This is a genomic window from Streptomyces rectiviolaceus (assembly GCF_039533825.1).
Lineage (GTDB): Bacteria > Actinomycetota > Actinomycetes > Streptomycetales > Streptomycetaceae > Streptomyces > Streptomyces rectiviolaceus.
The window spans coordinates 1-10,370 of sequence record NZ_BAAAUG010000122.1 but is presented as its reverse complement, the minus strand read 5'-3'; the positions used below and the strand labels follow the sequence as shown (position 1 = coordinate 10,370).

Genomic DNA, 10,370 nt, shown 5'->3' with positions numbered 1-10,370 from the left:
CCCCCCTCCGGCTTCTTCGCGTCGCGTTGAATGCCATCCTTCACGCCATATTGACATGATCATGAAGTGTCACGAGCCTGGCGTTCGCGCACAAATGTGCCGGACAACCGCAAGGGGGGCTCATGAGACGAAGAGAGAGATCCAAGAGATCCAGAGCCGGTTTCAGATCCGTCGTCGCCGCGGGCGCGCTGCTCGTCGGCGGCCTCGTCGCCGTGCCGCACGCCCAGGCCGACAGCGGGGCGAAGGCCCCGGCCGCCGACGATCCGGCGGCCGTGAAGGTCTACCAGGCCGAGGTCACCAAGAAGCAGATCCCGATCCTCATCGAGGCCGGACAGGACGCCCATGAGCTCGCGGGGCAGGCGCCCGAGCGCGGCACCGCCCCCGTCGAGGTCTATCTGACCGAGGCGCAGGCCAAGGGCGTCGAGCGCGAGGGCATCGAGCTCACCGAGCAGAAGATCTCCGCCAGTACGGAGCAGAAGCTCAAGGCCGCGGGGGACGGCGTGTTCCGGCCGTACGGCGGCAAGGGCGGCCTCAAGGAGGAGATCGTCAAGACCGGTCAGGCCAACCCCGGCCTCACCAAGGTCGTCTCCATCGGCAAGACCCTCAAGGGCCAGGACATCCTCGCCCTGAAGCTCTCCAAGGGCGCGAGCAAGTCCAAGGACGGCTCCAAGCCCGCCACGCTCTACCTGTCCAACCAGCACGCGCGCGAGTGGATCACCCCCGAGATGAACCGCCGCCTGCTGCACCACTACCTCGACAACTACGGCAAGGACCAGCGCATCACCAAGCTCGTGGACTCCACGGAGCTGTGGTTCGTGCTCTCCGCCAACCCCGACGGCTACGACTTCACGCACGCCGCCGACGGCGACCGCCAGTGGCGCAAGAACCTCCGCGACATCGACGGCGACGGCAAGATCGCGGCGGGCGACGGCGTCGACCTCAACCGCAACTTCGCCTACAAGTGGGGCTACGACAACGAGGGTTCGTCCCCGGAGCCCTCCTCGGAGACCTACCGCGGCACGGGCCCCATATCGGAGCCCGAGACCAAGGCGCTCGACCGCTTCCAGAAGCGCATCGGCTTCGAGTACGGCATCAACTACCACTCGGCGGCCGAACTGATCCTCTACGGAGTGGGCTGGCAGGTCGCCACTCCCACCCCCGACGACGTGCTCTACAAGGCGCTCGCCGGCACTCCCGAGAAGCCCGCGATCCCCGGCTACCACCCGCAGGTCGCATCGGAGCTCTACACCACCAACGGCGAGTCGGACGGCCACGCGGCCAACGTCAACGGCTTCTCGATGTTCACGCCGGAGATGTCCACCTGCCAGACCGTCTCCAACCTCGACCCGAACGACCCCTGGAAGCCCGAGGACTGCGCCTCGATCTTCACCTTCCCGGACGACGAGAAGCTGATCCAGGACGAGTTCGCCAAGAACGTCCCCTACGCGCTCGCCGTCGCCGAGACCGCACTCCACCCCGACCAGCCGGTCTCCGTCACCGGCATCGAGGCCCCCGACTTCACGCCGGACGCCTTCACGGACTCGTACGCACGCGGAGGGGACCAGGAAGTCGCCGTCACCGCCCGCAAGTCGGTGCGCGACAAGGAGCTCAACTACCGGATCAACGGCGGCCGTACGCACGATGAGGACCTCAAGGCCTGGAAGGGCGGCGAGACGTACGGCGGTGAGGACAACCTCCACTTCGACCAGTACCGCGCCGAGGTCGAGGACGCGCGCGCCGGCGACAAGGTCGAGGTGTGGTTCACCGGCCGCAGCAAGAAGGGGCGTACGGAGAGCCCGCACTTCACGTACACCGTCACCGAGCGCGCCAAGGCGAACACCCTCGTCGTCGCCGAGGAGGGCGCCAGCGCGAAGCAGGCCCAGAAGTACGTCGACGCCCTGAAGGCCAATGGCCGTTCGGCCGTCGTCTGGGACGTCGCCAAGCGGGGCGCACCGCACCCGCTCGGCGTCCTGTCGCACTTCTCCGCGGTCGTGCACTACACCGGCGACCCGGTGCCGTCGGCGGCCACCCAACTCGCCCTGCGCGCCTACCTCAACGAGGGCGGCAAGCTGATCGAGTCCGGTGAGCGCACCGGCTCCAACGTGGACCTCGGGGACGCGTTCTCCGACGACTTCGCGCAGTACTACCTCGGGGCGTACGAACGCCTTTCCGCGCCCGGCGCCACCAGCTTCACCGGCAGCGGCGCGCTCGACGGCGTGAAGACGCCGCTGGCCGCAGCCGACTCCAACCCCCTGGACAAGGCGGGCCGTTACACCGTCACGTCCGACACCCTGCCCGCCGACGAGTTCCCGCAGTTCAAGAGCGCGGCGGCCGGCACCTACCCCGGACTCAGCAACCCGTACGCACCCTTCGAGGGCCAGGGCATGGCCTCGGCGGCCCACGCCGACCAGGACTGGAAGCGGCTGACCCGCACCATCGACCTGACCGGGGTCTCGGCCGCGGACAAGCCGGAGCTGCGGTTCGCGCTCAACTGGAACCTCGAGACCGGCTACGACCACGGTGTCCTCGAGGCGCACACCACCGGCGCCGAAGACTGGACCACGCTCCCGGACTCGAACGGCAACTCGTCCCAGGCCGCGCCCGCCGAGTGCGGGGCCGGGTTCTTCATCAACGGTCACCCGTTCCTGCGCCACTACCTGACGCAGTCGGCGACCGGCTGCACGGCGTCCGGCACCAGTGGCGCCTGGAACAGCTTCACCGGATCATCCGGCGGCTGGAAGCCCGTCGCCTTCGACCTGAGCGCCTACGCGGGCAAGAAGGTCGAGGTGTCCCTCAGCTCCATCACCGACCCCTCCAGCGGGGGCCGCGGCCTCTTTGCCGACAACGCTCAGCTTGTGGTAGGGGGCAGCGCGACGGAGACGGAGGGATTCGAGGCCTCGCTCGGCACCTGGAGCGTCGCTCCGGCGCCCCCCGGGAGCCCCAACATCACGGGTGACTGGGCCCGTACAGGGGAGCTCTACAAGCCCTATGCGGCCGTCACAGCGCGTGACAGCGTGCTGCTCGGCTTCGGGTTCGAGCATGTACCCGGAAGTGCCGAACGGGCCGCTCTTATGGGCGCATCCCTTGCACATCTGCGCCGCTGACGCTGCGTAATCAAGGCCCGGATCACGGTGGCTCGTACTTGCTACTCGGGGGTACGAGCCACCGTGCCGTCCGGGCCCCCTGTCGATGTCACCCAAAGGCCCTCAGAGAGGTAGGGTCGGAGGCGGTCGGGGACATCCCATACAACTCGCCGGCGTCTGAAACCGGCGTACCAACGAGGAGATCGGTTCGTGACGATCCGCGTAGGCATCAACGGCTTCGGCCGCATCGGGCGCAACTACTTCCGGGCGCTGCTTGAGCAGGGTGCGGACATCGAGATCGTGGCTGTCAACGACCTGGGTGACACCGCGACTACGGCGCACCTCCTGAAGTACGACACCATCCTGGGCCGTCTCAAGGCCGAGGTGTCGCACACCGAGGACACCATCACGGTCGACGGCCACACCATCAAGGTGCTGTCCGAGCGCAACCCCGCCGACATCCCGTGGGGTCAGCTCGGCGTCGACATCGTGATCGAGTCGACCGGCATCTTCACCAAGAAGGCCGATGCCGCGAAGCACATCGCCGGTGGCGCCAAGAAGGTCCTCATCTCGGCTCCGGCCAAGGACGAGGACATCACCATCGTGATGGGCGTCAACCAGGACAAGTACGACGCGGCCAACCACCACGTCATCTCGAACGCGTCCTGCACCACCAACTGTGTGGCGCCGATGGCGAAGGTTCTCGACGAGAACTTCGGCATCGTCAAGGGCCTGATGACGACGGTGCACGCGTACACCAACGATCAGCGCATCCTGGACTTCCCGCACTCGGACCTGCGCCGCGCCCGCGCCGCAGCCGAGAACATCATTCCGACCACGACCGGTGCCGCCAAGGCCACCGCTCTGGTCCTTCCGCAGCTCAAGGGCAAGCTCGACGGCATCGCGATGCGCGTCCCGGTCCCGACCGGTTCCGCCACCGACCTCGTCGTCGACCTGCAGCGCGAGGTCACCAAGGACGAGGTCAACGCCGCGTTCAAGAAGGCCTCGGACGACGGCGCCCTCAAGGGCTTCCTCACCTACACCGAGGACCCGATCGTGTCCTCGGACATCGTCGGCGACCCGGCGTCCTGCACCTTCGACTCCTCCCTGACCATGGTCCAGGAGGGCAAGACGGTGAAGATCCTCGGCTGGTACGACAACGAGTGGGGCTACTCCAACCGCCTCGTCGACCTCACGGTCTTCGTCGGCGGCCAGCTCTGATCACCAGAGCAGGCACCTCGATGTGAGCACAGGGTCCGGACCGCGCGATACTGCGTGGTCCGGGCCTTGTTGCACGTCAGCCCTCTTAAGGAGTCCTGGAGTCCAGCCATGAAGACGATTCGTGAACTTCTCGCCGAAGGGGTCGAAGGCAAGCGGGTCTTCGTCCGCGCCGACCTCAATGTGCCGCTCGCCGACGGCACCATCACCGACGACGGCCGCATCCGCGCCGTCCTGCCGACCGTCACCAAGCTCGTCGAAGCCGGCGCCAAGGTGATCGTCGCCTCGCACCTCGGCCGCCCCAAGGGTGCCCCGGACCCGGTGTTCTCGCTGCTTCCCGCCGCCGAGCGGCTCGGTGAACTCCTCGGCAAGCCCGTGGCGTTCGCCCAGGACACCGTCGGCCCCGCCGCGCACGACGCGGTCGACGGTCTCGAGCCCGGCCAGGTCGCCGTCATCGAGAACCTCCGCTTCAACGCGGGCGAGACGTCCAAGGACGACACCGAGCGCGGCGAGTTCGCCGACAAGCTCGCCGCCCTCGCGGATGTCTACGTAGGCGACGGTTTCGGTGCCGTGCACCGCAAGCACGCCTCCGTGTTCGACCTCCCGGCGCGCCTGCCGCACTACGCGGGCTACCTCATCGCCACCGAGGTCGGCGTCCTGAAGAAGCTCACCGAGGACGTCAAGCGTCCGTACGTCGTCGCGCTCGGCGGCGCCAAGGTCTCCGACAAGCTGGCCGTCATCGACCAGCTGCTCGGCAAGGCCGACCGTCTCCTGATCGGCGGCGGCATGGCGTACACCTTCCTCAAGGCCCAGGGCCACGAGGTCGGCATCTCCCTCCTCCAGGAGGACCAGGTCCCGAAGGTCAAGGAGTACATCGAGCGCGCGAAGGAGAACGGCGTTGAGCTGGTACTCCCCGTCGACGTGCTTGTCTCCACCGAGTTCCCGGACCTGAAGACCAAGGCCCCGGCCAACCCCACCACGGTCGCCGCGGACGCCATCCCGGCCGACCAGGAGGGTCTCGACATCGGACCCGAGACCCGTAAGCTCTACGCCTCGAAGCTCGCCGACGCGGGCACCGTCTTCTGGAACGGCCCGATGGGCGTCTTCGAGCACCCCGACTACGCCGAGGGCACCAAGGCGGTCGCCCAGGCGCTTCTCGACTCCCCGGCCTTCACGGTCGTCGGCGGTGGCGACTCCGCCGCGGCCGTCCGGACCCTGGGCTTCGACGAGAACGCATTCGGCCACATTTCCACCGGCGGCGGCGCCTCCCTCGAATACCTCGAGGGCAAGACGCTCCCCGGCCTCGCCGCACTGGAGAACTGAGACCTGATGACTACGCGTACCCCGCTGATGGCGGGCAACTGGAAGATGAACCTCAACCACCTCGAGGCCATCGCGCACGTCCAGAAGCTCGCCTTCGCCCTGGCCGACAAGGACTACGAGGCCGTCGAGGTCGCCGTCCTGCCCCCCTTCACCGACCTGCGTTCGGTGCAGACCCTGGTCGACGGCGACAAGCTCAAGATCAAGTACGGCGCCCAGGACATCTCGGCGCACGACACCGGTGCCTACACCGGCGAGATCTCGGGCCCGATGCTCTCGAAGCTGAAGTGCACGTTCGTGGCCGTCGGCCACTCCGAGCGCCGTCAGTACCACGACGAGAACGACGAGATCTGCAACGCCAAGGTGAAGGCCGCCTACCGGCACGGCCTGACCCCGATCCTCTGCATCGGCGAGGGCCTGGACATCCGTGAGGCCGGCCAGCAGATCCAGTACACCCTGGCCCAGCTCGACGGTGGTCTGAAGGACCTGCCGGCCGAGCAGGCCGAGTCCATCGTCATCGCGTACGAGCCGGTGTGGGCCATCGGCACCGGCAAGGTCGCGACCCCCGAGGACGCCCAGGAGGTCTGCGGCGCGATCCGTGGCCGCCTCGCCGAGCTGTACTCGCAGGAGCTCGCCGACAAGGTGCGCATCCAGTACGGCGGCTCCGTGAAGTCCGGCAATGTGGCCGCGATCATGGCGCAGCCCGACGTCGACGGTGCCCTGGTGGGCGGCGCGGCGCTCGACTCGGACGAGTTCGTCAAGATCGTCCGCTTCCGCGACCAGTGAGTATGCGGTAGCGCCGATACGTCGTACCCTTGCGGGGGCCGGGCGGCTTCGCTGGGCGAGGCATCCGGCCCCCGTCGTCGATACAGAGCCGATTCAGATCCGAGGAAGTTGGTCCAGCCGTGGTTATGGGGTTCTCGATCGCCCTCATCGCGTTCAGTCTGCTGATGATGCTCCTTGTGCTGATGCACAAGGGCAAGGGCGGCGGTCTTTCCGACATGTTCGGTGGCGGCATGCAGTCCTCCGTCGGCGGCTCTTCTGTCGCCGAGCGCAACCTCGACCGCATCACTGTCGTGGTCGGTCTTCTCTGGTTCGCGTGCATTGTCGTGCTCGGCCTGCTGATGAAGGTGAACAACTGACCGCGAAAGCGGCTTGATTGCTACCTTGCGAAAGCTTCGCTTAAAGCCCCATGTACGGTGCGCGCTCACAAGCGCGGATTATCATGGGGCTTGCGTGTCGGGGTGAGGGTGTAACTCCGAACACTGGACGCGCGTTGGGCCTTACGTAGACTGAGGCGCCCGCAGCAGCACCATCACGCAGGGAGTTACGACCGTGGCAAGTGGCAACGCGATCCGTGGAAGTCGGGTCGGGGCGGGGCCGATGGGCGAGGCCGAGCGCGGTGAGTCCGCGCCGCGACTGCGCATCTCCTTCTGGTGCTCCAACGGACACGAGACGGTGCCCAGCTTCGCCAGCGACGCGCAGGTTCCCGATACTTGGGACTGCCCCCGCTGCGGCTTCCCCGCTGGTCAGGACCGGGACAATCCGCCGGACCCGCCCCGCACCGAGCCGTACAAGACGCACCTGGCGTACGTGAGGGAGCGGCGCAGTGACGCGGACGGCGAGGCGATTCTCGCGGAGGCGCTCGCCAAACTGCGGGGCGAGATCTAGGACTTGCGACGGGGCCGGACATCTGCGGATGTCCGGCCGCTGCGCTTTTCACGGAGCCTGCCCGCTCTCACGCTTTCACGTGACGTTTACCGGCACGTGTCCGGACAGACAGCTGCAGACATCTCATACCGGGCCCTGATCAATTAGGTTGGAATGTGCAGCGGGGCAAGGTACGTACACAGGTACGAGAGAAGGCTGAAGTCCGAGATGAACGCAGAAAGCCGCGCCAGGCTCAACCAGACGCCCGAGTGGGCGGCGATCGGCAAGCACCGGGAGCAGCTGGGGGAGGTGCAGCTGCGTGAGCTGTTCGCCAAGGATCCGGCGCGCGGCACGGCGTACACCCTCCAGGTCGGTGACCTGCACGTCGACTACTCCAAGCACCTCGTCACTGACGAGACGCTGACGCTCCTGCGCGAGCTTGCCGCGGCCACCGACGTCTTCGGCCTGCGGGACGCCATGTTCCGCGGCGAGAAGATCAACACCACCGAGGACCGCGCGGTCCTGCACACCGCGCTGCGTGCCCCGCGGGACGCGGTGATCGAGGTCGACGGCGAGAACGTGGTGCCGGCCGTGCACGCCGTGCTCGACAAGATGGCCGCCTTCGCGGACAAGGTCCGCTCCGGCGAGTGGACCGGGCACACCGGCAAGCGCATCAAGAACATCGTGAACGTCGGCATCGGCGGCTCGGACCTCGGCCCCGCCATGGCGTACGAGACGCTTCGGTCCTTCGCCGACCGCGACCTCACCGTGCGCTTCGTGTCGAACGTCGACGGCGCCGACCTGCACGAGGCCGTGCGGGACCTGGACCCGGCCGAGACGCTGTTCGTCATCGCCTCGAAGACGTTCACCACGATCGAGACGATCACGAACGCGACCTCCGCGCGCGACTGGCTCCTGACCGGCCTGCGCGCCGACCAGAGCGCGGTCGCCAAGCACTTCGTGGCCCTGTCGACGAACGGCGGGAAGGTCTCCGACTTCGGCATCGACACGGCCAACATGTTCGAGTTCTGGGACTGGGTCGGCGGCCGCTACTCGTACGACTCGGCGATCGGTCTCTCGCTGATGATCGCGATCGGCCCTGACGCCTTCCGCGAGATGCTCGACGGCTTCCACCTCGTCGACGAGCACTTCCGAACGGCGCCCGCCGAGTCCAACGTGCCGCTGCTGCTCGGCCTGTTGGGCATCTGGTACGGCAACTTCCACGACGCCCAGTCGCACGCGGTCCTGCCGTACTCGCACTACCTCTCCAAGTTCACCGCCTACCTCCAGCAGCTGGACATGGAGTCCAACGGCAAGTCGGTGGGCCGTGACGGCGAGCCGGTCGACTGGCAGACGGGCCCGGTGGTCTGGGGCACGCCGGGCACCAACGGACAGCACGCGTACTACCAACTCATCCACCAGGGCACGAAGTTGATCCCGGCCGACTTCATCGGCTTCGCCGATCCCGTCGCCGATCTGCTGCCCGGTCTGGTCGGCCAGCACGACCTCCTGATGGCCAACTTCTTCGCGCAGACGCAGGCGTTGGCCTTCGGCAAGACGCCGGACGAGGTGCGGGCCGAGGGCGTGCCCGAGGAGCTCGTCCCGCACAAGACGTTCCAGGGCAACCACCCGACGACGACGATCCTCGCCAAGGAACTGACGCCGTCGGTTCTCGGCCAACTCATCGCGCTCTACGAACACAAGGTGTTCGTCCAGGGCGCCGTGTGGAACATCGACTCCTTCGACCAGTGGGGCGTCGAGCTCGGCAAGGTGCTCGCCAAGCGCATCGAGCCCGCCCTCACCGAGGGTGCGGACGTGCCGGACCTCGACGGGTCGACGACGGCGCTTGTCGCCAAGTACCGGACCCTGCGCGGACGTTGAGCCGCTGAACAGTAGGGCCCGGCTCACCGAAAGGCGGGCCGGGCCCTACTGGCGTCGTTCAGGCGCCGTTCAGGCGACCGCGCTCAGCGTGTCGGCGAGGCGGCGTCGGGCCGTTCGAGACGCGGGGAGCGCCGCGAGCGCGGCGGCCCCCAGCACCGCGGCCGCGCCGAACAGCACGAGCAGAGCGGGGGACGGCGCCCGGGCGATTCCGGCGCCGATGCCGCTCGAACGTCCCTGAGCGTCGATCAGCCAGTGTGCGAGGGGCAGCCCGAGCGCCGTGCCGGTGAGTACCGCGGCGAGGGCGGTGCACCCCGTCGCCGTCACCGCGACCGTCGTGATCTGCCGCGGGGAGAGGCCGATCGCCTTGAGGGCGAGCAGGTCCCGCTCGCCTTCACGCACTGTGCCGCCGATCGCGGTCAGCAGCTCGATGAGCCCGATCAGGGCAAAGACGGCGATCAGACCGATCACCACCGCGCGCAGGGGCGAAAGCCCGTCGGCCGGGTTGGTCACGGCGTGTACGTCGAGGTGTCCCCGCGAGGTCTCGCTCAGCTCGGCGCCGACCGCGGCGGGATCCGCGCCGGGGTGCAACTGGAGCTGGTAGAGCGTGGGCCGGAGCTTCGGGTCGTTCTCGCGCAACGTGTCGAGCGAGGTGGAGATGACCCGGCCGCCGTTCTCCGGCTCGATGTTGCGGCCCACGATGTGCAGAATCTGCGGGCGTCCCGCCACCGTCATCCGCACCCAGTCACCGACGCCTACGTCCAGCGCGTCGAGGAGCCCCTGTCCGGCCACCGCCTCGTCCGGGCCGCGCGCCGGGCGTCCTTCGGCCACCGTGAACGGGTACGGGTTCTGGTGCGTGCCGAGGCCACGCAGCGCGATGGTGCCGGTCTGGCCCGGGACGAGGGCCGCCACCTCGATGCCCGGATGGACCGCGGTGACCTGCCGGTTCCCGGTGAGCAGGTCCCGCGCCCCGGAGTCGGTCAGGCCCTCGTCGGCGCGGGCGGTGAGCGCGGCGGCGATGCCGAGCTCCCGGGGCTCGTCGTGAAACCGGTTGATGGTGGTCAGGGCGCTCAGGGCGACCACGATCAGGAGGAGCGGCAGTGCGAGGCGGGCGATGGTGGACAGCGAGCGCAGCCGCCGCGGGAAGGCCTTGTGCCAGCCGAGGACGAGCGCGGGCGGCATCCGCAGCCCCAGCGCCCCGCGCGCCACGCCGGACAGGCG

Annotated in this window: 8 protein-coding genes; 7 read left to right on the top strand and 1 reads right to left on the bottom strand. The window is 68.2% G+C overall.

Annotated features, from left to right (window positions below; all coding sequences use genetic code 11):
• Positions 1-122 precede the first annotated feature (122 nt).
• The 7 genes from ABD378_RS29935 to pgi all read left to right on the top strand — a co-directional run bounded on the left by ABD378_RS29935 (position 123) and on the right by pgi (position 9,152).
• Entirely contained in the window at positions 123-3,104 is a 2,982-nt protein-coding gene (locus ABD378_RS29935) for a M14 family metallopeptidase (protein WP_344525798.1), read from the top strand.
• Between the two features lie 189 nt (positions 3,105-3,293).
• Complete coding sequence (gene gap / locus ABD378_RS29930; protein WP_344525796.1) at positions 3,294-4,304, top strand: type I glyceraldehyde-3-phosphate dehydrogenase; 1,011 nt, start codon at positions 3,294-3,296, stop codon at positions 4,302-4,304.
• A gap of 108 nt (positions 4,305-4,412) precedes the next feature.
• Positions 4,413-5,624: a phosphoglycerate kinase gene (locus tag ABD378_RS29925; protein ID WP_344525794.1), complete on the top strand. Its 1,212-nt coding sequence runs from the start codon at positions 4,413-4,415 to the stop codon at positions 5,622-5,624.
• A 6-nt stretch (positions 5,625-5,630) separates the two neighbouring features.
• A complete protein-coding gene (gene tpiA / locus ABD378_RS29920) occupies positions 5,631-6,407 on the top strand; it encodes a triose-phosphate isomerase (protein WP_344525792.1) in 777 nt (258 codons plus the stop codon).
• A 125-nt stretch (positions 6,408-6,532) separates the two neighbouring features.
• A complete protein-coding gene (secG, locus tag ABD378_RS29915; RefSeq protein ID WP_160504358.1) occupies positions 6,533-6,763 on the top strand; it encodes a preprotein translocase subunit SecG in 231 nt (76 codons plus the stop codon).
• A gap of 193 nt (positions 6,764-6,956) precedes the next feature.
• Positions 6,957-7,292, top strand: a complete 336-nt coding sequence (locus ABD378_RS29910; RefSeq protein WP_078077905.1) for an RNA polymerase-binding protein RbpA — start codon at positions 6,957-6,959, stop codon at positions 7,290-7,292.
• Between the two features lie 207 nt (positions 7,293-7,499).
• Positions 7,500-9,152: a glucose-6-phosphate isomerase gene (pgi, locus tag ABD378_RS29905; RefSeq protein ID WP_344525787.1), complete on the top strand. Its 1,653-nt coding sequence runs from the start codon at positions 7,500-7,502 to the stop codon at positions 9,150-9,152.
• Between the two features lie 69 nt (positions 9,153-9,221).
• Here pgi and ABD378_RS29900 read toward each other — a convergent pair.
• Positions 9,222-10,370 (bottom strand): ABC transporter permease (locus tag ABD378_RS29900; protein ID WP_344525785.1); only part of this gene is annotated, 1,149 nt, incomplete at its 5' end.